We start from the raw sequence: 25,652 nt of genomic DNA, 5'->3' as shown, positions 1-25,652 counted from the left end.
CGCAGCTCCCTTACCACAGGATCACCCTCCGAGGCGCGCCTTCACGAGGGGGTTCGCCTTCGACATGTCGAGCGCGCCTCCGTGCTTCCGCAGCACCGCCATGACCTTCCCCATGTCCTTCACGCTCGCGGCCCCGGCCTCCGCGATGGCGGCATCCACCGCCGCCGCGATCGCTGCTTCGTCCATCTGCTGCGGCAGGAAGGCCTCGATGGTGGCGATCTCCGCCTCCTCCTTGGCGACCAGCTCGGGGCGGTTGCCCTGCCGGTAGAGCTCCACGCTCTCCCGCCGGGACTTCACCATGGAGCGCAGCATCGCCACCACCTGCTCGTCCGGCACCTTGTCCACGCCGGAAGGGCGGGCAGCGATATCCACGTCCTTCAGCTTCGCCAGGATCATCCGAAGGGTGGAAGTCCTGGCAGCATCCTTGGCCAGCATCGCTTCCTTCAGGGAGGCGTTGAAGCGGCTGCGCAGGTCGTCGGCCATGATAGGGTCTCCTTCAGGGCGGTTCTGCCCTGTCATCCATGGCGACGGGATAGCACCCCGGAAGACCCGCTGTGATCCTGGCAGGGACTGGGAAAATTCTTCCCAGTCGCGCCTTTTCCTTGCCTGGGGAACAAATTTCCCACATATGCCCTCCCATGCGGACGGTCGAAGCCATCATCGCCCTCATGGGGGGCCAGGACGCCGCGGCGCAGCGCCTCGGCATCGGGACGGAAGCGGTGCGCAAGTGGCGCCAGGCCCGTTCCATCCCGGCGAAGCACTGGCCGGCCGTGCTGTCCGCCACCGGCCTGACCCTGGACGACCTGCCCAGGGGCAGCGACACCCCCGCCCGCAAGACCCGCACGGAGACTGCCGACGTGACCACCGAGGACACCGCGCCCGAAGGCGCCACCGCCGTGCTGGTGCTGGCCGATGGCGCCGTCTTCTGGGGCCGCGGCTTCGGCGCGCAGGCCACGACGGTCGCCGAGATCTGCTTCAACACCTCCATGACCGGCTACCAGGAGGTGCTGACCGACCCGTCCTATGCCGGGCAGACCATCTGCTTCACCTTCCCCCACATCGGCAATGTCGGCGCGAACCCCGAGGATATCGAGGCGGTGACGCCCGCGGCTCGCGGCCTGATCGTCAAGCAGGACGTGACCGAGCCGTCCAACTACCGCGCCACGCGGCACCTGGATGACTGGCTGAAGTCGCACGGTGTCCCGGGCATCGCCGGCGTCGACACACGCGCGCTGACGGCACGCATCCGCGACGGTGGCGCGCCGGTCGGCGTGCTGGCCTTCCCGGCCGACGGCAAGTTCGACCTCGCCGCCCTGCGCGAGAAGGCGGCGGCCTGGCCGGGGCTGGAAGGGATGGACCTGGCGCGGGAGGTCTCCACCCGCCAGACCTATGGCTGGGACGAGGCCGAATGGGCCTGGGGCCGGGGCTACGGCAAGCTGACCGAGCCGAGGTTCAAGGTCGTCGCCGTGGACTACGGCGCCAAGCGCAACATCCTGCGCTGCCTCGCCGCCGCCGGCTGCGCCGTGACGGTGGTGCCCGCCACCGCGACGGCCGAGGACATCCTGCGCCACGAACCGGACGGCGTCTTCCTCTCCAACGGCCCCGGCGACCCGGCGGCGACCGGCGAATACGCCGTCCCCGCGATCCGCGCCGTGCTGGAGCGGGGCGTGCCGACCTTCGGCATCTGCCTCGGCCACCAGTTGCTTGCGCTGGCGCTCGGCGCGAAGACCTACAAGCTGGAACGCGGCCATCGGGGCGCCAACCAGCCGGTGAAGGACCTGAAGACCGGCAAGGTGGAGATCACCAGCCAGAACCACGGCTTCGCGGTGGATGAGGCGACGCTGCCCGAGGGCGTGGAAGTGACCCATCGCAGCCTGTTCGATGGCTCGAACGAGGGGATCGCCAGCACGTCGAGGCCGGCCTTCTCCGTGCAGTACCACCCGGAGGCGAGCCCGGGGCCGACGGACAGCCATTACCTGTTCCACCGCTTCACCGCGATGATCGAGCGGCATTCCCCGAGGAAGATCGGGACCGGCTGAAGCACGCATGCCGTCCGCCGACACGCTGCTCGTCTTCGCGCTGCTGTCGCTCGGCCTCGCCGTCACGCCGGGGCCGAACATGCTCTACCTCGTCTCGCGCTCGCTCGCGCAGGGGACGGGGGCGGGGATGATCTCGCTGGTTGGGTGCCAGGCCGGGTCGCTGGCGATCATGCTCTGCGCGGCGGCGGGGATCACGGCGGCGCTGCTGGCCGTTCCCTATGCATGGGACGTCCTGCGGCTCGGCGGCGCGGCCTATCTGCTGTTCCTCGCCTGGCAATGCGTGCGCCCGGGCGGGCAGCCGCTCTTCGCGCCGCGCGCCCTGCCGCGTGAACCGGCGGGACGGCTGTTCGGCGTGGGCTTCGCCACCGCGGCGCTCAATCCGAAGGTGGCGCTGTTCTACATGGCGGTGCTGCCGCCCTTCCTGGATGCCGATCGCGGAAGCCTGTTCCTGCAGGCGGCGATACTCGGCGCGACGCAGATCGCGGTCTGCGCGGCCTGGGACGCGCTGCTGGTCTGGGGCGCGGCCGGGACGGCGCGGTTCCTGTCCACCAAGCCGGCCTGGATGGCGGCGCAGCGATGGGTGCTGGGCTTTGCGCTGGCGCTGCTGGCCGTGAAGCTGGCGGCGGAGAGCCGCGCATGATCCGCGCGCTGATCCTCGCCCTGCCGATCTCGCTGCTGGGCTGGTGGGCGCTCCGCCGGCTCGGCCAGGCACGACCGCGGGCCTGGGCCGGCGGCGTGGCGCTCTCGGCGCTCGTCGTCGGGCTCATCGTGCTCTCCGGTGACGATCATCCGGATGGCCGTGCGCTGCTCGCCGGGCTGTGGCTGGGCGTGCACCTGGTGCTGTTCGCCGCCCTGCGGCCGCTGCTGGGAAGGGAGCGTTGATGGAACTCGCGCTCGGCCTCTTTGCGCTCGGCTATTCGGGGCTGGTGCTGTTCGTGCTGGCGGGGTCGCTGCGGCGGGTCTTCCCGCCGGTGCGCGCCGCCTGGACGGCCTTCGGCATCTCGGCCGCCGTGCACGGCCTGACGACGCCGCTGCTGGGCGGCAACCACATGTCCCTCGCCCTGGCCTTCTGGGGCGTGCCGCATGTGCTGCTGCTGCCCGTGCTGCTGTGGTCCGCACGCCGGCAGGAGACGGCGCAGTGACGCCGCGCGACATGCCCGGCGAGCGGCTGCGCAGCAGCGCGACGCATAGCAGCCTGCCGATGCTGCTGGTCTGCCTGCTTCTCGTCGGCGCGGGGCTGATCCTGGCGGCCATCCCCCTGCCTGCCGGCATCGCCTGGCTGTCCGCCATCGCTGGCGCGACGACGCTGCTGTGCGGCCTGGGGCTGGTGCTGCATGCCGCGCTGCGCCGGCCGGAGAGCCTGCGCAGCGAATCCCATTCCGAGATCATCCGGCCGGTCCGCACCGCGCCGGACGACAACGCATAGGTCCGAACGAACATGCCGAAGCGCACCGACATCCATTCGATCCTGATCATCGGCGCCGGCCCGATCGTCATCGGCCAGGCCTGCGAATTCGACTATTCCGGCGCGCAGGCCTGCAAGGCCCTGCGGGCCGAGGGCTACCGCGTCATCCTGGTGAACTCGAACCCCGCCACGATCATGACCGATCCCGGCCTGGCGGATGCGACCTACATCGAGCCGATCACGCCCGAGATCGTCGAGAAGATCATCGCCAAGGAACGCCCGGATGCGCTGCTGCCGACCATGGGCGGACAGACCGCGCTGAACACCGCGCTGAAGCTCGATGCATCGGGCGTGCTGACGAAATACGGCTGCGAGCTGATCGGCGCCAAGGCCGACGTCATCGACAAGGCCGAGGACCGGCAGAAATTCCGCGACGCCATGGCGAAGATCGGCATCGAGAGCCCGAAATCCGCCATCGCCCACACCATGGCGGAAGCCCAGGCCGCGCTGGAGGAGGTCGGGCTGCCCTGCGTCATCCGCCCCTCCTTCACGCTCGGCGGCACCGGCGGCGGCATCGCCTACAACCGCGAGGAGTTCGAGCAGATCGTCTCCGCCGGCCTCGCCGCCTCCATGACGACCGAGGTGCTGGTCGAGGAGAGCGTGCTGGGCTGGAAGGAGTTCGAGATGGAGGTGGTCCGCGACCGCGCGGACAACTGCATCATCGTCTGCTCGATCGAGAACCTGGACCCGATGGGCGTGCACACCGGCGACAGCGTGACCATCGCCCCCGCGCTGACGCTGACGGACAAGGAATACCAGCGCCTGCGCGACGCCTCCATCGCCTGCCTGCGCGAGATCGGCGTGGACACCGGCGGGTCGAACGTGCAGTTCGGCATCAACCCCGCCGATGGCCGCATGGTCATCATCGAGATGAACCCGCGCGTCAGCCGCTCCTCCGCGCTCGCCTCGAAGGCGACCGGCTTCCCGATCGCCAAGGTCGCCGCGAAGCTCGCCGTCGGCTACACGCTGGACGAACTGTCGAACGACATCACGAAGGTCACGCCGGCAAGCTTCGAGCCGACGATCGACTATGTCGTGGTGAAGATCCCCCGCTTCACCTTCGAGAAGTTCCCCGGCACGCCCGCCACGCTCACCACCTCCATGAAGTCGGTGGGCGAGACGATGGCGATCGGGCGCAGCTTCGCGGAGGCGCTCCAGAAGGGCTTGCGCGGGCTCGAGACCGGGCTTTCCGGCCTCGACGACCTCGACATCGCGGACACCACGGCGCTGCGCACCGCGCTCGCGACGCCCACGCCCGACCGTTCCCTGGTCGTCGCCCAGGCGCTTCGCGCCGGCATGTCGGTGGAGGAGATCCACGAGGCCTGCCGCTTCGATCCCTGGTTCATCCGCGAGATCGACCGCATCGTCCAGGCTGAGGCCGTGGTGAAGGCGGAGGGCCTGCCGAGGACCGCGACGGCCTTCCGCGCGCTGAAGGCGCTCGGCTTCTCCGACCGGCGGCTCGGGAAGCTCGCCGGGCTCCCGGACGCGAAGGTGGCGGCGGCACGCCAGGCGCTCGGCGTCGTGCCGGTGTTCAAGCGCATCGACACCTGCGCCGCCGAATTCGCCTCCGACACGCCTTACATGTACTCGACCTACGAGGGCGGCTTCGGCGCGCCCGCCTGCGAATCCCGCCCGACGGACCGGAAGAAGATCGTCATCCTCGGCGGCGGGCCGAACCGGATCGGCCAGGGGATCGAGTTCGACTACTGTTGCGTCCACGCCGCCTATGCGCTGCGCGACGCCGGCTTCGAGACCATCATGGTCAACTGCAACCCAGAGACGGTCTCGACCGACTACGACACCTCCGACCGGCTTTATTTCGAGCCGCTGACGGACGAGGACGTGATCGCGCTGGTCCGCAAGGAGCAGGAACGCGGCGAGGTGCTGGGCTGCATCGTGCAGTATGGCGGGCAGACACCGCTGAAGCTCAGCCAGGCGCTGCACCGGGCGGGCATCCCCATTCTCGGCACCAGCGCGGAAGCCATCGACATCGCCGAGGACCGGGAACGCTTCCAGCACCTCCTGAAGGGCCTCGGCCTCAAGCAGCCGGCCAATGGCACGGCTCGCGACCTGGACGAGGCCGAGCGGGAGGCGGAGCGGATCGGCTATCCCGTCGTCGTCCGCCCCTCCTACGTGCTCGGCGGCCGGGCGATGGAGATCTGCCACAACCGCGAACAGCTTCGCCGCTTCGGCGCAGAGGCGGTGAGGGTCTCGGGCGAGAACCCGATCCTGGTGGACCAGTATCTGGTCGACGCCATCGAGGTGGATGTGGACTGCATCGCCGACGGCCATGGCGAGGTCTATGTGGCCGGCGTGATGGAGCACATCGAGGAGGCCGGCATCCATTCAGGTGACAGCGCCTGCTCGCTGCCGCCCTACTCGCTGCCGCCCGCCATCATCACGGAGCTGAAGGCCGAGACGGAGGCGATGGCCAAGGCCCTGAAGGTGAAGGGCCTGATGAACGTGCAGTACGCCGTGAAGGACGGCGAGATCTACGTGCTGGAGGTGAACCCGCGCGCGTCCCGCACCGTGCCCTTCGTGGCCAAGGCCACGGGCGTCGCGGTGGCGAAGATCGGCGCGCGCGTGATGGCGGGCGCGCCGCTGCGCGAGTTCGGGCTGGATGACAGCGCGGTGTCGCGCCACGTCGCGGTGAAGGAGGCGGTGTTCCCCTTCAACCGCTTCCCCGGCGTGGATGTGCTGCTCGGCCCGGAGATGAAGTCCACCGGCGAGGTGATGGGCCTCGACAGCTCCTTCGAGCGCGCCTTCCTCAAGTCCCAGCTCGGCGCCGGGGTGAAGCTGCCGGAAGCCGGCACCGCCTTCATCTCGGTGAAGGATGCGGACAAGACCGGCGCCGTCACGCTCGCGCGGCGCCTGCTCGAGATGGGGTTCCGGGTCATCGCCACCCGCGGCACGGCCGCGCGCCTGCGGGAGGCCGGGCTGGATTGCGGGGTGGTCAACAAGGTGCTGGAAGGCCGGCCGCATTGCGTCGACGCCATCAAGTCGAACGCCATCCAGCTGGTGATCAACACCGCGAGCGGCGGGCAGACCGTGTCCGACAGCTTCGACATCCGCCGCAGCGCCCTGACGCACGGCGTCCCGCACTACACCACCATGGCGGGCGCCCGGGCCGCGGTGCATGCCATCGCGGCGCTCAAGGGCGGAACACTTGATGTGGCGCCGCTTCAGGCCTACTTTGAGCGATCATTCTGAGCGGGCGGGGGCAAGGGGTCACCCTTCCCCCGCCCTGCCTGTTTTCCCCCGACCGGCTTCCCCGTGCATGCGCCTGTCCCGGAACCCGGGCGCGGCGCCGGCAGGCGGGGCCGGCGGGCTCGTCTGGAGGAAGGACGCGACGTGCAGAAGTTCCCCATGACCGCGGAGGGACTGGCTCGCCTGCAGGACGAACTCAGGCAGTTGAAAGCCGAGGAGCGCCCCGCGGTCATCCGCGCGATCGCCGAGGCGCGTGCGCATGGCGACCTGTCGGAGAATGCCGAGTACCACGCGGCGCGAGAGCGCCAGTCCTTCATCGAGGGCCGGATCGCGGAACTGGAATCGATCATCCCCTCGGCCGAGGTGATCGACGTCTCCAAGATGACGGGCAACCAGGTGCGCTTCGGCGCGCATGTGACCGTGGTGGACGAGGAGACGGAGGACGAGAAGACGTACCGGATCGTCGGCCAGTACGAGGCGGACATGAAGACCGGGTCCATCTCCATCTCCTCCCCGCTCGCCAAGGCGCTGATCGGCAAGAAGGTGGGCGACAGCGTCGAGGTGCCGGCCCCGGGCGGCGCCCGGGTGTACGAGATCGCCGCCGTCCGCTTCGCCTGAACGCGGCATGTCCCCCCTGCGTGGCGAGGCCGCGATCCTCGAACCCGCGGCCGTGCCGCATGTCACGCTCGCCGATGTGCGCGCGGCCGCGGCGCGGATCGGGGGCGCCGTTCTGCGCACGCCCACTATCCGCTGCGACGCGCTGTCGCGCGCGACGGGCGCGCGGGTCCACCTCAAGCTCGACAACCTGCAGGCCACCGGCGCCTTCAAGGAACGCGGGGCGGCCAACCGCATCGCACTGCTGACGGCGCGCGAGCGTGCCGCGGGCGTGATCGCCATGTCGGCGGGGAACCATGCGCAGGCGGTGGCGCGGCATGCCGCGCTCGCCGGCATCGGCGCCACCATCGTGATGCCGCGCTTCACGCCCGCCACCAAGGTCACGCGGACCGAAGGCTGGGGCGCGCGGGTGGTGCTGCACGGCGAAACCCTGGCCGAGGCCGCGGCCCATGCGCATGACCTCGCGCTGCGCGACGGGCTGACCTTCGTCCACCCCTATGACGACATCGCGGTGATCGCCGGGCAGGGCACCGCCGCCCTCGAGATGCTCGAGGACGCCCCGGGGCTGGAGGCCCTGGCCGTGCCGGTCGGCGGCGGCGGGCTGCTGACGGGCTGCGCCGCGGCGGCACTGGAGTTGAAGCCGGGGATCGAGGTATTCGGCGTCGAGGTCGAGGGCTACCCCGCCATGGCGCAGCGGCTCGCCGGCCAACCCGTCAGCGTCGGCGGACCCACCGTGGCGGAAGGCATCGCCGTCCGCGACGTCGGCGAAAAGCCCTTCGCCTGGCTGAAGCACCACCGCATCGAGGTGCTGGTCGTGCCGGAACGGGCGGTCGAGGAAGCGATCGCCATGCTGGCGGAAGGCGCCAAGGTGGTGGCCGAGGGGGCCGGGGCTGCCGGGCTGGCGGCGCTCCTCGCCCATCCGGCACGCTTTGCCGGGAAGGCGGTGGGCATTCCGGTCTGCGGCGGCAACATCGACGCCCGGGCGCTGTCCAACGTGCTGCTGCGCCAGTTGCTGCGCGACGGGCGGATCCTGCGCCTGCATCTCGACATTCCCGACCGTCCGGGGATGCTGGCCGACATCGCCACGCGCATCTCCGCCCTCGGCGGCAACGTGATCGAGGTCAACCACCAGCAGCTGTTCGGCGCGCCGACGGTGCAGAGCACCGAGCTCGACCTGATGGTGGAGGTCCGCGACGCGGGCCAGGGCAACGCCATCATCGCGGCGCTGCAGGCCGGCAATTACGTGGTGCGCCGCGGCTGACGCTCAGCGCGCGGCCTGCTGCGCGCCCGGCTCCCGCGGGTTGACCCGCGCCTCCCAGGGCTGGGGGGCATAGTCCTCCAGCACGCGGCAGTCGCCGGGGTAGGCGGCGCGCATCGCCTCGCAGCGTGCGCGGAACAGCGCGGCGGTCGGGCGCTGGCCCGTCTCCGCCCAGTGCCGCAGGGTGGCGAGAGCCGCCGGATACAGCACGGGCGAGAGCTTCTGGTGCTCGGCATCGTCCACGAAGACCTGGAACAGCCGGTCCCCATGTCCGGCGCGTTCGAGCGTGGTGCGATAGGCGGCCGCGTTCTCGACGAAGACGGTCGTGTCACCGACGCCATGCAGGGTCAGGACGGGGATCGCGACGTCGCCCCCGAGGTCGCCATCCGCGGCCAATCGCGCGCGCGCCGCCGGATCGGCGGCATAGCGCGGGATGCGGGCGTTGAACGCCTCGTCGTCGGCGGTGCCGCGGTATCGCACGCCAGCATTGCCGAAGGCGCTCCGCCCCCCGGTCAGGTTGGCGGAGATGTCGGCGAAGACCTGCGTCGCCCACCAGAGATGGCCGGGGATGGCCCATTCCGGAACGCGGCTGGCCGCCACCAGGTCGGCCAGTGCCTGGCGTTGCGCCGCGCTGCGCGCCTGCGGCGCGAGATCGGCGCCGGTGCAGGCGAGGTAGCGGGTGATCACCTCCTCCCGCGGCATCGTGGCGCCGGCAGGAAGGCCGAGCACCACCGGATACTGCGCCTCGTGCGGGGCGGGGTGGGTGCCACAGACGGCCTGATAGGCGGCGCGCAGGTCGACCCGCATGTCGTAGGCCCGCGTCGGCCCGGCCAGCACGCCCGATGTGAGCAGCGCGGCGTCCCAGGGCCGGCGGCCATCCGGGCCGGGGACGTTCATCACCTCGATCGCCTTGGCAGCCACGGCCGCACCCCAGGACTGGCCGTGGATGGCGGTGAAGGCGGGACGGCCGAAGGCGGCCACCGCCGCACGGCGCGCCGCTTCCGTGTCCTCGGCCCCGCGGGTCACGCCGAATCCGGCGCGGCGGCGGCTGGTGGACGCCCAGGCCCAGCCCTCCCGCACGAATTCGGCGTAGCGGATCAGGTCCTCGTCGGTGGTGTCGGGCGCGGGCGGCGCCATGCGCGGGCCGCCGAAGACATGCACCACCAATCCGCCATTCCAGTGCGCGGGCCTGGCAAGCAGCAGATGCGCGCCGTTCCCGTCGCGCCCGCGCAGGCAGGTCAGCCCTTCCGGCAGGCCGGGGGGACAGGCGGCGGCCACCGGCGCCTCGGCCCCTGCCGCCGTCGCCGCGCACAGGGAAAGCGCGACGACCGCGGCGCGGATCAGCCCTCGACCAGTTCGCGTTCCACCGGCACGCCCGTCACGTCGCAGGCCGTGCGGATGGTCTGCAGCGTCTGGACGCGCAGGACGTGGGGCGCCTCCGTCAGGCGCGAGGTCAGGGCGTTCTCGTGCTGGGTGTCCCGCGCCACGAGGCGAAGCAGGAAGTCCCCGCCTCCACGGATCATGTGGCACTCCCGCACCTCCGGCCAGCCGCACACCATCCGCTCGAAGGCGGACAGAACCGCCTCCTTCTGCGTCTCAAGCCCCACCAGGGCGAAGAAGGTGATCTGCCATCCCAGGATGTGGCGGTCGAGATCGGCATGGTAGCCGCGGATGACCCCTTGCTCCTCCAGCCGCCGCACGCGGCGCAGGCAGGGCGGTGCGGACAGGCCCACGCGACGGGCCAGTTCCACATTCGTCATCCGGCCGTCGGCCTGGAGTTCGGCAAGGATCGTCCAGTCCACCTGATCAAGGTCGGGGGCTTCGGCGCGCTTCATGGTCAGGCTTTCATGTCCCGGCGATTTCGTTGGACGAAATATAGTTCCACATTAAAATTTTGCAAGACTTGTGCTGCGGCCAAATTCGCGGAATCGATGGCGTGATGCGCAGGGCGGGCCGAATGCCCCGGACCTGCCCCACCTTCCGGACCCAGACCGTGCCCCAGACCCACCGCACCCGCCTGCTGATCATAGGCGCCGGCCCCGCCGGATACACCGCCGCCATCTACGCCGCGCGCGCCGGGCTGAAGCCCCTGCTCGTGGCCGGGATGCAGCCCGGCGGCCAGTTGACCATCACGACCGAGGTGGAGAACTACCCCGGCTTCGCCGAGCCCATCCAGGGTCCCTGGCTGATGGACCAGATGAAGGCCCAGGCGGAGCATGTCGGCACCGCCGTCATCCAGGACGTGATCACCCGCGTCGATCTCTCCCGTCGCCCCTTCGTGGCCGAGGCCGATTCCGGCGACCGGTTCATCGCCGCCTCGCTGGTGATCGCGACGGGTGCGCAGGCGCGGTGGCTTGGCATCCCGGGCGAGAAGGAGCTGTCGGGCTTCGGTGTCTCCGCCTGCGCCACATGCGACGGCTTCTTCTACCGCGGCAAGGACGTGGCGGTGATCGGCGGCGGCAATTCCGCGACGGAGGAGGCGCTCTACCTCTCCAACCTCGCGCGGTCGGTCACGCTGGTGCACCGGCGCGACAGCCTGCGGTCGGAACGGATCCTCCAGGAACGGCTCTTCGCCCGCCCCAACGTCACGCTGCGATGGAACGCGGTGGCGGAAGCGGTGCTGGCCGACACGACGGGCCGCGTGCCCGTGGCGCGCGCCCTCGCGCTCCGTGACAGCGTGACAGGGGAGCGGAGCGAGTTGCCCGTGCATGGCGTCTTCGTCGCGATCGGGCATGATCCCGCGACGGCGCTGTTCCGTGGCCAGGTCGCGATGGACGGGGACGGCTACATCCTGACCGAGCCAGGCAGCACGCGCACCTCGGTGGCCGGCGTCTTCGCCGCGGGCGACGTGCAGGACCGCATCTACCGCCAGGCCGTGACCGCCGCCGGCACCGGCTGCATGGCCGCGCTGGAAGCCGAGAAATTCCTGGCGCACATGCCTGAGGATGCGCCCGCCCTTGCGGCGTGGGATTGATCCGCACACATCGAACGCGAGAAAAGTGCTGCCATTCCCTCCGCGCATGGCCTACCCAGGGCGCAGCGGATCGTGGCAGCCTGCCACGATTCGGACGCAACGGGAGATGCCGCGGGAATGCCGCTCGACTGGGACAAGCTGAGGGTATTCCACGCCGTCGCGGAGGCCGGGTCCTTCACCCATGCCGGCGAGACGCTGAATCTTTCCCAGTCCGCCGTGTCCCGCCAGATCCAGGCGCTGGAGGAAGCCCTTCAGGTCCCGCTGTTCCACCGCCATGCGCGCGGCCTCATCCTGACGGAGCAGGGAGAGACACTGAACCGGGCGGTGCGCGAGGTCTTCGCCAAGCTGGCGATGACGGAAGCCCTGCTGACCGAGAGCCGGGAACGGCCGACCGGGCGGCTCAAGGTGACCACCACCACGGGTTTCGGCAGCGTCTGGCTTGCCCCACGCCTGCACCGCTTCATGCAGTTGCACCCCGATGTGACGCTGACCGTCCTGCTCGACGATGCCGACCTCGATCTGGCCATGCGGGAAGCCGATGTGGCGATCCGCATGCACCCGCCGCGGCAGCCGGACCTGATCCAGCGGAACCTCGGCACCTTCGGATGGCGCGTCTGCGGTGCACCTTCCTACCTCAAGAAGATGGGCATGCCGAACCGGGCCGAGGATCTCGATGCCCATCGCATGATCGTCTATGGCGACTATCGCCCCCCGGTGGAAAGCGTGAACTGGCTGTCCGATGCCGGGCGGCGCCCCGGCTCACCCCGCCGCGCCGTGCTCGAGATGAACAGCCTCCCCGGCATCCTGCAGGCGGTGCGCAGTGGCCTCGGCCTTGCCGCCCTGCCCGACTACATGGGCGATGAGCTGGAAGGCCTGGTGCAGGTCCTGCCGGAGCTGAAGGCCCCGCGCATCGAAGCCTTCTTCGTCTACCCCGAGGAGCTCCGACACTCGAAGCGCGTGGCGGTGTTCCGGGACTTCCTGGTGGCGGAACTTGCCGCACCCGGACGGATGGCCGCGCAATAGGGTTCCTCATTAGGCCGAGGATCTACCCATGCGTATTCTGCATGTCCGATCGGGCGTTTTCACCAATCGCGCATGCGACCTTCGGGGTTAGATTGGGGGCGTTCCAGCGGCGACGCTGGAACAGGGTCATTCGGATGACTGTTCCGAACCCCTTCGTCTCCCAGACGTGAAGCCTCCCTGTTTGACTGCCCGCTAATCCAATGGATTAGCGGGCTTCTTTTTTCATGGGGCGCCATACGAAGCGGCCGCGTTCCTGCCCTGGAACTCCGCATCCAACTATCTGATATTCAACTCACAATTGAATTCAATCCGATCGCACGCTATCCGTGCCGCATAGTCCAGCGCCTCGGGGTATATGCGGTGAGCGGATCCTCCTTCCTCGACAACTCCGGCGCAGCGGATGGCCGCGCATGGGAAGGGGTGGCCTATACCGGCGATCCGACCCTCGATGCCCTGCTGGTCGGCACGCGTTGGACATCGGCGCAGATCACCTTCGCCCTGCCGCGGACACTCGGTCCCGATGGGTGGGGGGACGCCTATCCCCGCGCCCTTGCCACCGGCTTCGATGCGCCCACCGCGTCGTTGACCCGCGCGCTGGACCTCATCCTGGCTGGCACGTCCGACATTCCCGGCGGCACGGCCGCACGGTTCGGCTCGCTCGCGTCCTTCACCCATCTTACGGTCACCCGGACCGAGGATGCGGAGGCGGCGACGCTCCGCTTCGGCGCGGCACCCTCGATCCAGGGCGTCTACGGCTTCGCCTGGTTTCCGGGCTTCGAGACCTGGGGCGCCGAGGGTTCGGACGCCTCGCCGGCCGGCCGCGGCGGCGATGTCTGGCTCAACACCTCGCTCTTCCGCGCCGGCTTCGGCGGGCTGCTCGACCCGCAGCCGGGCTCGGTCGCCTGGCATGTCATCATGCATGAACTGGGGCACGCGCTCGGCCTCGCCCATCCGCACCAGGGTCCCGGCCTGGCCGGTGGCGGCGTCGTCGAGATGCCGTCCGCGCTCAACGCCATCGAATTCACGAACATGGCGTACAAGATGCACCCCGGGGGCGACACGAGCGACGGACCGCCCGAGTTGAGCTGGGACTTCCCGCAGACCTGGATGGCCTACGACATCCGCGCCCTGCAGCATCTCTACGGCGCCAACTACGCGACCAATGCCGGCGACACCACATACCGGTTCGACCCGGCGACGGGGGAAGTGCAGGTCGACGGGGTCGGCCAGGGCGCGCCAGGTGCGAACCGCATCCTGCTGACCATCTGGGACGGCAACGGGCGGGACACGTACGACTTCTCGGCATATGCGGACGCGCTGAGGATCGATCTCACCCCCGGCGCCGGCTCGGTGCTCTCGGACGTGCAGCTCGCCAACCTGACGCCGGATGGGATGGAGGCGGAGCCGGGCGCGCCCTTCCGCGCACAGGCCAGCGTCTACAACGCCTTCCTGCACGAAGGTGACCCACGCGCGCTGATCGAGAACGCGATCGGGGGCAGCGGCGACGACCGCATCCTCGGCAACGCCGCCGCGAACCGGCTGCAGGGGGGTGCGGGGGGCGACACGCTCTCGGGCCTCGCCGGCAGCGACACGCTGGATGGCGGGGCCGGCGCGGACAGCCTGGCGGGCGGCACGGGAGGCGACCTGTTCCTGGTGGAGGATGCGGGCGACCGCGTGCTGGAACTGCGCGACGGCGGTGCGGACACCGTCCTCGCCTCCACCTCCTGGCGGCTCGGCGACCATGTCGAGGCCCTGCGGCTGGCCGAGGCCGCGGGCGCTGCGCAGGGCACCGGCAATGCCCTGGTCAACAGCCTGCACGGCAACGGCTTCGCCAACCTGCTGCGCGGCGGCGCCGGCAACGACCAGCTGTTCGGCTTCGGCGGCGACGACCGCCTGGATGGCGGGACGGAGGACGACCTGATCGACGGCGGCACCGGCAACGACGCGCTGTTCGGCGGCGCCGGCGGCGACCGGCTGGTCGGCGGCGCCGGCCAGGACACGCTTTCGGGCGGGGCGGGGAACGACACCTACATCTTGGACGACCTGTCCGACCGCATCATCGAGACGCCGGACGGCGGCGTGGACCTGCTGGTGTCGCGCCTGTCCTACCGCCTGCCGAACGGGGTGGAGGGCCTGACCCTGGCCGGCTACGCGGTCGAGGGCACCGGCAACGGCGCCGACAACATGCTGTCGGGCAATCTGCTCGCCAATCTCCTGCGCGCCGGGGCCGGGGCGGACACGGTGCTGGGCCAGGACGGCCAGGATACGATCCTGGGCGGCGCGGGGGACGACCTGCTCTCGGGCAATCGGGGTGACGACCAGATCCTGGGGGGCGACGGGGCAGATACCCTGCTCGGGATGCAGGGGGTCGACACGCTGATCGGCGGCGGCGGCGCGGATGTCTTCGAATTCGGGGGCGACACGGAGGGAAGGGACCTCATCCTCGGCTTCACCCTCGGCGAGGATCGGCTCCATGTCTCGGCGTTCTTCGCCGGCCTCGACGAAGCGATGGCGGCGCTGGGGGGCGCTGGCTGGGCGGAGCTCTCTCTCGGCGGGCAGGGCTCGGTCGTGCTCACCGGCATCCGGGTGGCGCAGATCACGCCGGACATCTTCATCATCTGATCCGATCGGCCGCCTGCTCCTCTCGTGCCCCTACGCGCCGGGCGCGGCCTCAACTGCCCTCGGCCGGGAACAGCGGCAACGGCGCGGCTCCCGGTCGCCGGCCCGGGCCAGGACGGCGACGCATGGCCTCCGCGCGCCGCCGCAGCAATTCGTCCAGCAGGCGGTCGACGGTGCGCCACAGCGGCTCGTCGCCGATCCGCTCGGCCATCACCAGCCGGTGCGCGGCGAGCGTCACGTTGAGCGTTCCGCGCGTCGTCTCCGGCCGCGGGGAGCGCATCTGCACCAGCGCCTTCTCCACCTCCACCACCGGCACGCCGAAATGGGCGGCGATGGCGTCGGGCTCCGCTCCCCGCCGGCGCAGCGCGCGGGCCTTCGACGCTTCCTCCGGGGTGAGCGCGATGGCCGGCCGCAGCGCCGCGGTGCGGCGCGACATCTCGCCCGATCCGGCGCCCGGCGGCTTACCCTTGAACGCCATGGCTCCCTCTCACGCCATCGTGCGGAGGAAAGCGTTGCGCGGGGCGTGCGGTTCCCGGCCGGGCGCTACTCCGCCCGCAGCGCCGCGCCGGCGGCGAGCGGCGCCATCGGCAGTGCCACCGCCAGCACCGCCGCCAGCAGCAGCAGGTAGGGCCGCGGCTCCAGCCCCGCCGCCGCCGCCTCGATCGCGGCGGCGCCGAAGATCACCGCCGGGATCGCCAGCGGCAGCACCAGCAGCGGCAGCAGAACGCCGCCGCGCCGCGCGCCCAGCGTCAGCGCCGCCCCCGCCGTGCCGAACAGCGACAGCACCGCGGTGGCCAGCCCGAGCGCCAGCACCGCCGTGACCCAGGCCTCGGTCGGCAGGTTCAGCATCGCCGCCGCCACCGGTGTCGCCGCCAGCAGCGGCAGCCCCGTGGTGGCCCAGTGGCACGCGGCCTTCGCCGCGGCCAGCGCCGCCGGCGGCAGGCCCGACAGCAGCAGCTGGTCGAGCGACCCGTCCTCCGCCTCCGCCCCGAACAGCCGGTCGAGCGGCAGCAGCGCCGCCAGCAGCGCGGCGGCGAGCAGCGCGCCCGGCGCGATGCGCGCCAGCGTCTCCGGAGCCGGGCCGACGCCGAAGGGGAACAGCGCGCAGACCAGCACAAAGAACAGCACGGCGGCGAGCGTGTCCGCGGGGTGCCGCATCGCCAGCCGCAATTCGCGCCCCAGCACGGCCAGGAAGGCGGTCACAGCCGCAGGCCCCCGGCATCCGGCAGCGGCAGCGGCAGATGGGTCGCCGCGATCACCGCCCCCCCCCTCGCCCGGTGCTCCGCCAGCAGCGCGCCGAGCCGCGCGACGGACGCCGCGTCGAGCCCCACCGTCGGCTCGTCCAGCAGCCAGAGCGCCGCCGGGGCGAGCGCGAGCCGCGCGAGCGCGAGACGCCGCTTCTGGCCGGAGGAAAGCACCCGCCCCGGCAGGTCCGACAGCGCGCCAAGGCCCAGCGCATCGAGCGCCGGCGCGACCTCCCCCCCCCAGAGCCGGGCGTAGAAGCGCAGGTTCTCGGCCACGCTCAGCGATGGCTTCAGCGCGTCCTGGTGGCTGAGGTAGCGCAGCCGCGCGGCATGGGCGACGCGGTCCGCCGCCACATCCTCCCCCCGCCACAGCAGCCGTCCCTCGGCTGCCGGCAGCAGCCCGGCCAGCAGCCGCAGCAGCGTGGACTTGCCCGCGCCGTTCGCGCCGGTCAGCAGCAGCGCCCCGCCGGGGGGAAGGGTGAAGGACAGCCCGGCGAAGACCGGCCTCTCCCCTCGCCAGCAGGCCAGGTCCTGCGCTTCCAGCATCTGTCCGGTATGGTCCCCTTCCGGGCCGGATGGACCGGCCCCCGCCCCTGTGGTTTAAGCCGCATGCTGCGGCCGCGAAAGCGGCCCGGCGGAACCGCGCCTCGATCCGGCGTAACGCGCCCCGCAGCCGGGACGCACCGGGCCTGGCGCCCAACAGCGTGCCCTTCTGGGCGATACGGGGACCCCGGACCATGCGGATGATCGGGCAGGACAGCCTGAAGACCCGCCGCACCCTCAAGGTGGACGGCAAGGACTACAACTATTTCAGCCTGCCCGAGGCGGCAGCCAGCATCGGCGACATCTCCCGCCTGCCCTTCAGCCTGAAGGTCCTGCTGGAGAACGTGCTGCGGTTCGAGGATGGGCGCAGCTACACCGTGGCCGACGCGAAGGCGATCGCCGAATGGGTGAAGGATGCGCGCTCCGCCAAGGAAGTGCCGTTCCGCCCCGCCCGCATCCTGCTGCAGGACTTCACCGGCGTGCCCGCGGTGGTGGACCTCGCCGCGATGCGCGACGCGCTGGGCACGCTGGGGGGCGACCCGCGCAAGGTGAACCCGCTGGTGCCGGTGGACCTCGTCATCGACCATTCGGTGATGGTGGACGTGTCCGGCAGCAAGGACGCGCTGCAGAAGAATGTCGACATCGAGTTCGAGCGCAACGGCGAACGCTATGAGTTCCTGCGCTGGGGCCAGTCCGCCTTCGCCAATTTCCGCGTCGTGCCGCCCGGCACCGGCATCTGCCACCAGGTGAACCTGGAATACCTCGCGCAGGTCGTCTGGACCGCGCAGGACGGGCCGGACACCTATGCCTTCCCGGACAGCTGCTACGGCACCGACAGCCACACCACGATGGTCAACGGCCTCGGCGTGCTCGGCTGGGGTGTGGGCGGGATCGAGGCCGAGGCCGCGATGCTCGGCCAGCCCATCGCGATGCTCATCCCCGACGTCATCGGCTTCAAGCTGATCGGCAAGGTGCGCGAAGGCGTGACCGCGACCGACCTGGTGCTGACCGTCACGCAGATGCTCCGCAAGAAGGGTGTGGTCGGCAAGTTTGTGGAGTTCTTCGGCCCGGGGCTCGAGGACCTGCCGCTGGCCGACCGCGCGACGATCGGCAACATGGCGCCCGAATACGGCGCGACCTGCGGCTTCTTCCCGGTGGACAAGACCACCATCGACTACCTGCGCCTGTCCGGCCGCGACGAGCACCGCATCGCGCTGACGGAAGCCTACCTGAAGGCGCAGGGGATGTGGCGCGACGCCTCCACCCCCGACCCGGTCTTCACCGACACGCTCGAACTCGACCTCTCCACCGTCGAACCCTCGATGGCCGGCCCGAAGCGGCCGCAGGACCGGGTCGCGCTGTCGAACGTCGCGGCCTCCTTCTCGAAGGATCTCGCGGCCGGGACGATGGGCGTGCCGGGCGACAAGGCGGAGCTGCGCGTGCCGGTCGAGGGCGCGAACTACGACCTCGGCCATGGCGACGTGGTGATCGCCGCCATCACCAGCTGCACCAACACCTCGAACCCCTACGTGCTGGTCGCCGCGGGCCTGGTGGCGCGCAAGGCCCGCGCCAAGGGCCTGACGCCGAAGCCCTGGGTGAAGACCTCGCTCGCCCCCGGCTCGCAGGTGGTCACCGAATACCTCGACAAGGCGGGGCTGAGCGCGGATCTCGACGCGCTGGGCTTCCAGACCGTCGGCTATGGCTGCACCACCTGCATCGGCAATTCCGGCCCCCTCGCCGACGAGATCGTGGATGCGGTGGAGAACAACAGGCTGGTGGTGTCCAGCGTGCTGTCCGGCAACCGCAACTTCGAAGGCCGCGTCCACGCCAATGTCCGCGCCAACTACCTGGCCTCTCCGCCGCTGGTGGTGGCCTATGCGCTGGCCGGCACGGTGAAGATCAACCTGACGACCGAGCCGCTCGGCACCGGCAGCGACGGCCAGCCGGTCTATCTGCGCGACATCTGGCCGACGCAGAAGGAGGTGAACGACACCGTCCATTCCGTCGTCACCCGCAAGATGTTCATGGAACGCTACGGCGACGTCTTCAAGGGCCCGGCGCAGTGGCAGGCCATCCGCGTCGATGCGGACAGCGACACCTATCGCTGGAACGGCGGCTCCACCTACGTGCAGAACCCGCCCTACTTCACCGGCATGACGATGGAGGTCTCCGCCATCGCCCCGGTGCAGGGCGCGCGCATCCTCGCCTCGCTCGGCGACAGCATCACCACCGACCACATCTCCCCCGCCGGCTCCATCAAGAAGGCGTCGCCCGCCGGCGACTACCTGCTGGAGCGGCAGGTGCTGCAGCGCGACTTCAACAGCTATGGCGCGCGCCGCGGCAACCACGAGGTGATGATGCGCGGCACCTTCGCCAACATCCGCATCAAGAACGAGCTGGCCCCCGGCACCGAGGGCGGCGTCACCAAGCACCACCCCTCGGGCGAGGTGCTGCCGATCTACGACGCCGCAATGAAGTACAAGAAGGAAGGCGTGCCGCTGGTGATCTTCGGCGGCAAGGAATACGGCACCGGCTCGTCCCGCGACTGGGCGGCGAAGGGCACCTTCCTGCTGGGCGTCAAGGCGGTGATCGCCGAGAGCTTCGAGCGCATCCACCGCTCGAACCTGGTCGGCATGGGCGTGCTTCCGCTGGTCTTCAAGGAAGGGGAGGACCGCAAGTCGCTCGGCATCACCGGCGCCGAGACGATCGACCTGCTCGGGATCGAGGAGCTGAAGCCGCGGATGGACGTCACGATGGTGATCCACCGTCCCGACGGTTCCACCCATCGCACGACGCTGCTCTGCCGCGTCGATACGGCGGACGAAGTCGAGTACTACCGCAACGGTGGCATCCTGAACTACGTGCTGCGTGGGATGGCGAAGGCCGCCTGACCCCCTTGCCCCTGCCCCAAGCGGGAAAGGGGGCGGGGACTGGCTGGCGAAGTGCCTGGGGCGCGGTCCGCAAGGGCCGCGCCCCTTTCCTTTCGCGCCGCGGCGAACCCCCGCGCCGCGGCACCGTTCCGCATCACGCATGCGCATCGCCGTCGTCCTCAACGCCTCCGCCGGTTCCATGCTCGGCCGCCACGAGGCGGAGGCCGAGGTGGCGCGGCATCTCGAAGCCGCCGGGCTCGACGCGGTGCTGATCCCCGACAACCCCGGCGGACTGCTCGCGCGGCTCGACGACGCCGTCGCCCATGGCGCGGATGCGGTGGTGGTGGGCGGGGGCGACGGCACCATCGCCGCCGCCGCCGCGCGGCTGAAGGACAGCGGCACCGCGCTCGGCATCCTGCCGCTCGGCACGATGAACATGCTGGCGAAGGACCTCGGCATCCCGCTGGAACTCGGCGCGGCCGCGGATGCGCTGGCGCATGGCACGATCCGCGCCATCGACGTCGCCGAGGTGAATGGCCACGTCTACCTGTGCAATTCCGTCATCGGCTCGCCCTCCTGGCTCGGCCGGCACCGCGAACGCCACCGGGGCCGGGCGAGCCTCCGCACGCGCATCGCCTTCGCCATCGCCGGGCTGCGGGCCGCCTGGCGCCACCGGCCGATGCGGCTGCGGGTCGAGCTCGATGGTGGGCGGCGGCCGGTGCGGCTCTGGACACGCGCGCTCTCGGTGGCGAACAACCGCTATGCGGAGGGGTTCGGCCTGGTGATGACGCGCCCGCGGCTCGATGCGGGGGAACTCACGCTCTACGTCGCGCGGCGCTACGGGCTGTGGTGGTGGGTGCGGCTCGTCACCGGCATGTTCCTCGGCAGCTGGCGCGGCGCGCGGCTGGTGCATGAGCGCACGGCGAGGCAGGTGACGATCCGTTCCCCCCGCGCTGCGCTGCGCGTGATGAGCGATGGGGAGGCGATGATCCTGGCCTCGCCCCTCGTCTACCGCATCCACCCCCGGGCCCTGCGGGTGATCGTGCCGCCGCCGTCCGGGGCGGCGGGCGCCATGGCCACCACCGGTGCCGGGCGCCAGCTTGCCTAGCCGCATGCGCCCCCGCCAGCGTCGCGCGAAGCGCCGGCCGCCCCGTCCCGCATGACCTGCATCGCGCATCTGTCGGACCTGCATTTCGGCGCCGAGGACCCGGCCGTGGTCGCCGCCCTCGCGGCCGACATCGCCCTCACGCCGCCCGACCTCGTCGCCGTCTCCGGCGACCTGACGCAGCGCGCCCGCCACCGCGAATTCGAGGCCGCGATCCGCTTCCTCCGCGCCCTGCCCGCCCCCGTCCTCGCGGTGCCGGGAAACCACGACGTCACCCCCTATGACCTGCTGGAACGCTTCGCCGACCCCTGGGGGCGCTGGCGTCACTACGTCTCGGCGGAGACGGAGCCGGTCTGGCAGGGCGGCGGCATCGCCGTGGTGGGCATCAACACCGCCCGGCGCGGCGGCCTCTACCTCAACTGGGCGCGCGGCCGGGTCAGCCGGTCGCGGCTCGCGAAGGTCGAGGATCGGCTCGGCGCGCTGCCGAAGGGCCTGTTCCGCATCGTCGTCGCGCACCACCCCTTCGCGCCGCCGGCGCTGGCGCCGGGGGCGCGCACCGTGGGCAATGCGGGCCCCGCCCTTGCGGCCTTCGCCCGGCACGGCGTGCGCCTGGTGCTGACCGGGCACCTGCACCTGCCGGACATCCGCCCCGCCGCCGTCTCGGACGGGATGCTGCTGGTGCAGGCGGCCACCGCCACCTCCCACCGGCTGCGCGGCACGCCCAACGCCTACCATCGCATCACGGTACGCGACGGGCAGGCGCGGGTCGCCACCCGCGTCTGGAACGGAGAGGCCTGGCACGACCAGCCCGCTACGCCCGCGACAGCGCCCGCCCCAGCATGATCGAGGCCGGCACCGCCGCCGCGCAGAGCAGCGCCATGGCCCAGAATCCGCCTCCGCCGGCGCCCTCGTAGAGCGGCCCGCAGGCCAGGGTCAGCACGCCCATCGCCAGGCCGGGGCCGAGCGCGGCATGCACCGTCTGCGCCGTGCCCGCCTGCGCCACCGGCACGACGCGCCCCAGCACCGCCATCGTCGCCAGGTGCTGCGCCCCGAAGGTGCCCGCATGCAGCACCTGCGCCGGGAACAGCAGCCAGGGATCGGCCGTCACTGCCGTCACCCCCCAGCGCAGCACGCCGCACCCCGCCGCGAGGAGCGACAGCCCGACCGGCCCGAGCCGCAGCACGAGGCCGCGCCCCCAGACGAACAGCGCGATCTCCGCGACCACGCCGGTGGCCCAGAGCGCGCCGATCAGCCCCGCGCCAAGCCCCGCCGCCTGCCAATGGAGGGTGCCGAAGGCGTAGTAGAAGGCGTGACTCGACTGCACCAGGGCGGAGACCAGGAGCAGGCGCCGGAAGGCGGGGATGCGGAGGGGAAGGGTGAAGGCGGCAAGGCCGCGCGGCCGGCCCACCACCGCCTGCGGCGCCGCCGGCAGCAGCAGCGCCGCCACGGCCGCGCCGGCGCAGCCCAGCACCATCAACGCCACCGCGCCATCCACCCCGAAGCGGGCCACCGCCTGTCCGCCCAGCAGCGCGGCCAGGATGAAGGCCACCGAACCCGCGGCCCGGACCCGGCCGTAGTCGAAGCGCGCCCCCCGGATAGCCGCCGTGGTCACCGCATCCGTCAGCGGCACGATCGGCGCCATGGCCGCGCTCAGCACCGCATGCACCGCCAGCATGGCGACGAAGCCCGCCAGCAGCAGCAGGCCGCAGGCGGCCAGCGCGCTTGCCGCCGCCGCGCAGGCCAGCACCAGGCGCGGCGCGCCCAGCGCATCCGCCGCCCAGCCCCCGGCCGGCCCCGCGACCAGCCGCACGGCGGAGCCCAGGGCCAGCACCGCCGCGACCTCCGCCGCATCCAGCCCGCGGGCCGCCAGCACGGCCGGCAGGAAGGGCAGGACGATGCCGAAGGCGAAGAACTGGGTGGCGAAAAGCCAGGAATGGCGCGCGGCGACGTTCACGATGCGGCAAGCTGCCCGCTGCCTGCCCGCGCGCCAAGGCCGGTTCGGTGCACCGCCATCCGGGCGCGGCGATCCGCCCGCAGTTGCCAAGGGCGGCTCATCGTGTCACGGAACCCATACCCCCGACGGACCAAGCCGACCAACAAGATGTCCGACCGCCAGATGTTCGCCCCCCGGGTCCGCGCCGTGCTCGGCCCGACCAATACCGGCAAGACGCACCTCGCCATCACGCGGCTGCTCGCGCATGCCTCCGGCATCATCGGATTCCCGCTGCGCCTGCTGGCGCGCGAGAATTACGACCGCATGGTCGCCGCCAAGGGCGAACGGCATGTCGCGCTGATCACGGGGGAGGAAAAGATCGTCCCGCCCGAGGCGCGGTGGTTCGCCTGCACGGTGGAAGCCATGCCGCTCGACCGCCGGGCGGAATTCGTCGCGGTGGACGAGATCCAGCTCTGCGCCGACGCCGACCGCGGCCACATCTTCACCGACCGCCTGCTGCACGCCCGCGGCTTGGTGGAGACGATGTTCCTGGGCGCGGAGACGATCCGCCCGCTGCTGCAGCGGCTGGTCCCCCAGGCCGAGATCGAGACGCGGCCCCGCCTGTCGCGCCTGACCCATGCGGGTCCCGCCAAGCTCACCAAGCTGCCGCCGCGCTCGGCCGTCGTCGCCTTCAGCGCGACCGAGGTCTACGCGATCGCGGAGGCGGTGCGCCGGCGCCGCGGCGGCTGCGCGGTGGTGATGGGCCGACTCAGCCCGCGCACGCGCAACGCCCAGGTCGCGCTGTACCAGAACCGGGAAGTGGACTTCCTGGTGGCGACGGACGCCATCGGCATGGGCCTGAACATGGATGTGGACCATGTGGCCTTCGCCGCGCTGCAGAAGTTCGATGGCCACCAGATCCGCACGCTGAACGCCCAGGAAGCCGCCCAGATCGCCGGCCGCGCCGGCCGCGGCATGCGCGACGGCAGCTTCGGCACCACCGCCGACTGCCCGCCCCTGCCCGAGGAGATGGCCCGCCAGATCGAGGGCCACGAGTTCGAGCCGCTGTCGCAGATCGCCTGGCGCAACGCCGATCTCGACTTCGGGTCGGTGGACGCGCTGCTCGACAGCCTCGCCCTGCCGCCGCCGCAGCCCGGCCTCGCCAAGGGCAACGACGCGACGGACCACATCACCCTCTCCCACCTCGCGCGGGAGGAGGAGGTGCGGAAGCTCGCCCAGGGCCGCGCCCGCGTGCGGCTGCTGTGGGAAGCCTGCCAGGTCCCAGACTTCCGCAAGATCGCCGATGACAGCCACACCCGGCTCTGCGCGCGCATCTTCCGCGAACTGTCCACCGCCGGGCGCCTGCCGACGGACTGGGTCGCCGGCAGCATCGCCGCGCTCGGCAACGTTGAGGGCGACCTCGACACGCTGATGGCGCGGCTGGCCAACATCCGGGTCTGGTCCTACGTCGCCGCCCGCGCCGACTGGATCGCCGACGCCGCCGCCCACCAGGCCGAGGCCCGCAAGGCCGAGGACGCGGTGAGCGACGCGCTGCATGAGCGCCTGATCGCCCGCTTCGTGGACCGCCGCGCCGCGCACCTGATCCGCAGCCTCGACGACACCGAGAAGGACCTGCTCTCCGCCGTCACCCGCCAGGGCGAGGTGGTGGTGGAAGGCCACACGGTCGGCCGCATCCGCGGCTTCCAGTTCGAGCCCGACCCGGAGGCGACGAAGGAGGAGGAGCGCCGCCTGGTGCTGCGCGCCGCCCGCCGCGCGCTCCGGGAGGAGATGCCGCGCCGCCTGGCGAGCCTGGAAACGGCGAAGGACGAGGCCTTCACCCTGACCCCGCAGCACCGCGTGATGTGGGACGGGTCCGAGGTGGCGCGCCTGCGGCCGGGGCCGGAACCGCTGAAGCCGCATCTCGACGTCATCGCCTCCGAATTCCTCGACAACACGCAGCGCGAACGGGTCCGGCTGCGCCTCGTCGCCTGGCTCGAGGCGATGGTGAAGCGCGAACTCGGCGGGCTCGAGGCGGTGGAGGCGAAGGCCGCCGAGGACAACACGCTGCGCGGCCCCGCCTGGCGCCTGCGGGAGGCGATGGGCCTCGCCCCCGGCGCCACGGACCGCGAGGTGCCGGCCGAGCTGCGGGCGCGTCTGAAGGCCATCGGCATCCGCGCCGGGCGCTATGCGCTATACCTGCCGGAGGTGCTGAAGCCGCGCGCCATGGGGCTGCGCGCGCAGCTCTGGGCCCTGCGGCGCAACATACCGACCCCGCTGCTGCCCAATCCCGGCCTTGTCTCCGTGACGCTGGCCGAGACGCCGCTGCCCCCGCCCGCCGACCCGAACCAGCCGCGCGGGCCGGATGGCTGGCCGCAGGGCTTCGCCGTGGCGATGGGCTGGATGCCGGCCGGCCGCGTGCTGCTGCGGCTCGATGTCGCGGAGCGGATCGCGGGCGAGATCGGCTACCTGACCCGCCGGGCCCCCGCGCCCGTGCCCGAAGGACTGGCCTCGCGCCTCGGCGTGAAAGGCGACACGCTGCCGATGGCGCTGGAGGCGATGGGCTTCCGCCTGCTGCCCGGGACGCCGATGGAGGAAGGGCAGTTCGGCCCGCCCGCACCGGCCCGGATCGGTGTCGTGCGACCCGAACGGCCGGCGCCGCGCGGCCCCCGCCGCCCGGACGCGCCGCGGGGGGAGGGCCGCCAGGGCCGCCCCGACCAGGCGCCCGCGGAACGCTGGGACCCCGCCACCATGTTCGGC

Annotated in this window: 22 protein-coding genes; 15 read left to right on the top strand and 7 right to left on the bottom strand. The window is 71.6% G+C overall.

Annotated features, from left to right (window positions below; all coding sequences use genetic code 11):
* Nucleotides 1-21: 21 nt before the first annotated feature.
* Nucleotides 22-483 (bottom strand): GatB/YqeY domain-containing protein, encoded by a 462-nt coding sequence (locus ACK8OX_RS06045; protein WP_430663044.1) that lies wholly within the window; start codon nucleotides 481-483, stop codon nucleotides 22-24.
* Nucleotides 484-638: 155 nt separating this feature from the next.
* On the opposite strand from ACK8OX_RS06045, the gene carA reads away from it, so the two are divergent.
* The 8 genes from carA to ACK8OX_RS06005 all read left to right on the top strand — a co-directional run bounded on the left by carA (nucleotide 639) and on the right by ACK8OX_RS06005 (nucleotide 8,587).
* Nucleotides 639-2,039, top strand: coding sequence for a glutamine-hydrolyzing carbamoyl-phosphate synthase small subunit (gene carA, locus ACK8OX_RS06040; RefSeq protein ID WP_430663043.1), 1,401 nt, complete (start codon nucleotides 639-641; stop codon nucleotides 2,037-2,039).
* Nucleotides 2,040-2,046: 7 nt separating this feature from the next.
* Entirely contained in the window at nucleotides 2,047-2,679 is a 633-nt protein-coding gene (locus ACK8OX_RS06035) for a LysE family translocator (RefSeq protein WP_430663042.1), read from the top strand.
* Nucleotides 2,676-2,921: a hypothetical protein gene (locus ACK8OX_RS06030; RefSeq protein ID WP_430663041.1), complete on the top strand. Its 246-nt coding sequence runs from the start codon at nucleotides 2,676-2,678 to the stop codon at nucleotides 2,919-2,921. The genes ACK8OX_RS06035 and ACK8OX_RS06030 overlap by 4 nt, the downstream gene beginning before the upstream one ends.
* Entirely contained in the window at nucleotides 2,921-3,181 is a 261-nt protein-coding gene (locus tag ACK8OX_RS06025) for a hypothetical protein (RefSeq protein WP_430663040.1), read from the top strand. Before ACK8OX_RS06030 ends, ACK8OX_RS06025 begins: the two co-directional genes overlap by 1 nt.
* Entirely contained in the window at nucleotides 3,178-3,465 is a 288-nt protein-coding gene (locus ACK8OX_RS06020; RefSeq protein WP_430663039.1) for a hypothetical protein, read from the top strand. The genes ACK8OX_RS06025 and ACK8OX_RS06020 overlap by 4 nt, the downstream gene beginning before the upstream one ends.
* A gap of 12 nt (nucleotides 3,466-3,477) precedes the next feature.
* Nucleotides 3,478-6,714: a carbamoyl-phosphate synthase large subunit gene (carB, locus tag ACK8OX_RS06015; protein WP_430663038.1), complete on the top strand. Its 3,237-nt coding sequence runs from the start codon at nucleotides 3,478-3,480 to the stop codon at nucleotides 6,712-6,714.
* 141 nt (nucleotides 6,715-6,855) lie between these two features.
* Nucleotides 6,856-7,329 carry a transcription elongation factor GreA gene (gene greA, locus ACK8OX_RS06010; RefSeq protein ID WP_430663037.1) on the top strand — a complete coding sequence of 158 codons (474 nt, stop codon included), beginning with the start codon at nucleotides 6,856-6,858 and terminating at the stop codon, nucleotides 7,327-7,329.
* Between the two features lie 7 nt (nucleotides 7,330-7,336).
* Nucleotides 7,337-8,587: a threonine ammonia-lyase gene (locus tag ACK8OX_RS06005; RefSeq protein ID WP_430663036.1), complete on the top strand. Its 1,251-nt coding sequence runs from the start codon at nucleotides 7,337-7,339 to the stop codon at nucleotides 8,585-8,587.
* Between the two features lie 3 nt (nucleotides 8,588-8,590).
* On the opposite strand, the gene ACK8OX_RS06000 is transcribed toward ACK8OX_RS06005, so the two are convergent.
* Both ACK8OX_RS06000 and ACK8OX_RS05995 read right to left on the bottom strand, forming a co-directional pair.
* On the bottom strand, nucleotides 8,591-9,862 hold the full coding sequence (locus ACK8OX_RS06000; RefSeq protein ID WP_430663035.1) for a hypothetical protein: 1,272 nt from the start codon (nucleotides 9,860-9,862) through the stop codon (nucleotides 8,591-8,593).
* Between the two features lie 62 nt (nucleotides 9,863-9,924).
* Nucleotides 9,925-10,419: an Lrp/AsnC family transcriptional regulator gene (locus ACK8OX_RS05995; RefSeq protein WP_430663034.1), complete on the bottom strand. Its 495-nt coding sequence runs from the start codon at nucleotides 10,417-10,419 to the stop codon at nucleotides 9,925-9,927.
* A gap of 122 nt (nucleotides 10,420-10,541) precedes the next feature.
* Between ACK8OX_RS05995 and trxB the strand changes: the two genes are divergently transcribed.
* The 3 genes from trxB to ACK8OX_RS05980 all read left to right on the top strand — a co-directional run bounded on the left by trxB (nucleotide 10,542) and on the right by ACK8OX_RS05980 (nucleotide 15,203).
* Nucleotides 10,542-11,558 carry a thioredoxin-disulfide reductase gene (gene trxB, locus ACK8OX_RS05990; protein WP_430663033.1) on the top strand — a complete coding sequence of 339 codons (1,017 nt, stop codon included), beginning with the start codon at nucleotides 10,542-10,544 and terminating at the stop codon, nucleotides 11,556-11,558.
* Between the two features lie 117 nt (nucleotides 11,559-11,675).
* Nucleotides 11,676-12,581, top strand: a complete 906-nt coding sequence (locus ACK8OX_RS05985; protein WP_430663032.1) for a LysR family transcriptional regulator — start codon at nucleotides 11,676-11,678, stop codon at nucleotides 12,579-12,581.
* Nucleotides 12,582-12,941: 360 nt separating this feature from the next.
* Nucleotides 12,942-15,203: a M10 family metallopeptidase gene (locus tag ACK8OX_RS05980; RefSeq protein ID WP_430663031.1), complete on the top strand. Its 2,262-nt coding sequence runs from the start codon at nucleotides 12,942-12,944 to the stop codon at nucleotides 15,201-15,203.
* Between the two features lie 49 nt (nucleotides 15,204-15,252).
* Here ACK8OX_RS05980 and ACK8OX_RS05975 read toward each other — a convergent pair whose 3' ends face one another.
* From ACK8OX_RS05975 to ccmA, 3 genes are all read right to left on the bottom strand, one after another.
* Complete coding sequence (locus ACK8OX_RS05975; RefSeq protein WP_430663030.1) at nucleotides 15,253-15,678, bottom strand: hypothetical protein; 426 nt, start codon at nucleotides 15,676-15,678, stop codon at nucleotides 15,253-15,255.
* A gap of 65 nt (nucleotides 15,679-15,743) precedes the next feature.
* The gene (gene ccmB, locus ACK8OX_RS05970; protein WP_430663029.1) at nucleotides 15,744-16,403 is read right to left on the bottom strand and encodes a heme exporter protein CcmB; all 660 of its coding nucleotides are present in this window, start codon (nucleotides 16,401-16,403) and stop codon (nucleotides 15,744-15,746) included.
* Entirely contained in the window at nucleotides 16,400-16,990 is a 591-nt protein-coding gene (gene ccmA / locus ACK8OX_RS05965) for a heme ABC exporter ATP-binding protein CcmA (RefSeq protein WP_430663028.1), read from the bottom strand. Before ccmA ends, ccmB begins: the two co-directional genes overlap by 4 nt.
* Nucleotides 16,991-17,181: 191 nt before the next feature.
* Between ccmA and acnA the strand changes: the two genes are divergently transcribed.
* The 3 genes from acnA (at nucleotide 17,182) to ACK8OX_RS05950 (ending at nucleotide 21,805) form a co-directional block, all read left to right on the top strand.
* On the top strand, nucleotides 17,182-19,878 hold the full coding sequence (gene acnA, locus ACK8OX_RS05960; RefSeq protein ID WP_430663027.1) for an aconitate hydratase AcnA: 2,697 nt from the start codon (nucleotides 17,182-17,184) through the stop codon (nucleotides 19,876-19,878).
* 139 nt (nucleotides 19,879-20,017) lie between these two features.
* Nucleotides 20,018-20,965, top strand: a complete 948-nt coding sequence (locus ACK8OX_RS05955) for a diacylglycerol/lipid kinase family protein (protein ID WP_430663026.1) — start codon at nucleotides 20,018-20,020, stop codon at nucleotides 20,963-20,965.
* A 51-nt stretch (nucleotides 20,966-21,016) separates the two neighbouring features.
* Nucleotides 21,017-21,805, top strand: coding sequence for a metallophosphoesterase family protein (locus tag ACK8OX_RS05950; RefSeq protein ID WP_430663025.1), 789 nt, complete (start codon nucleotides 21,017-21,019; stop codon nucleotides 21,803-21,805).
* Here the strand turns inward: ACK8OX_RS05950 and ACK8OX_RS05945 are convergent.
* A complete protein-coding gene (locus ACK8OX_RS05945) occupies nucleotides 21,774-22,916 on the bottom strand; it encodes an MFS transporter (RefSeq protein ID WP_430663024.1) in 1,143 nt (380 codons plus the stop codon). The two genes, ACK8OX_RS05950 and ACK8OX_RS05945, sit on opposite strands and share 32 nt — an antisense overlap.
* 147 nt (nucleotides 22,917-23,063) lie before the next feature.
* Here ACK8OX_RS05945 and ACK8OX_RS05940 point away from each other — a divergent pair.
* Nucleotides 23,064-25,652, top strand: a 2,589-nt coding sequence (locus ACK8OX_RS05940; RefSeq protein ID WP_430663023.1) for a helicase-related protein, incomplete at its 3' end; no start/stop codon positions are given.

Origin of the sequence: Falsiroseomonas sp. CW058 (genome assembly GCF_050563535.1) — a bacterium.
Classification (GTDB): Bacteria; Pseudomonadota; Alphaproteobacteria; order Acetobacterales; family Acetobacteraceae; genus Falsiroseomonas.
This window is presented reverse-complemented; position numbering and strand designations above follow the sequence as displayed.